The sequence below is a fragment of the Bacteroides sp. MSK.20.82 genome, from assembly GCF_019052485.1.
GTDB lineage: Bacteria > Bacteroidota > Bacteroidia > Bacteroidales > Bacteroidaceae > Bacteroides > Bacteroides thetaiotaomicron.
Map to the genome: position 1 here is coordinate 1 of NZ_JAHQUN010000153.1, position 408 is coordinate 408.

1 protein-coding gene is annotated in these 408 nt (G+C 49.5%); it reads right to left on the minus strand.

Going from position 1 to position 408, the window contains the following annotated elements:
- Positions 1–177 precede the first annotated feature (177 nt).
- Positions 178–408 (minus strand): ParA family protein (locus KTR07_RS28235; protein ID WP_371737235.1); only part of this gene is annotated, 231 nt, incomplete at its 5' end.

The window sequence follows — 408 nt, forward strand, 5'->3', positions numbered from 1 at the left end:
ATCAGCTTTAAGTTCTGGTGATAGGTTTCGTCCATGACAAAATTACAATGCACGGTTTTCGCCTTCTTCGGCTTTTGAGCCTCTTTTTGCCCGGCCGTGGATTGGATCAGGCTGTCTAACCCCCCGGTCAGTCCGGCCGACATACTGTTTTTTAAATCGTTCTTCTTTGCCATATGGTTACTTTATTTCTGTTAGCAGTTCGTTACATACACCCTCGTAGTCCTCTGCCCCGGCAGATTTGGGGGCGTAGTGAAAAATATCCTGCCCTTGTGTCGGGGCTTCGGCCAGCGCAATTGCGTTGCGTATATGGGTGCTGAACACTTTGCCCTGGAATGTTTCCTGTACCAGTTCCGAAACGCTCTTGTTCAGGTTCTTTCTTCCGTCGTACTGGGTTATCAGAACCCCGGC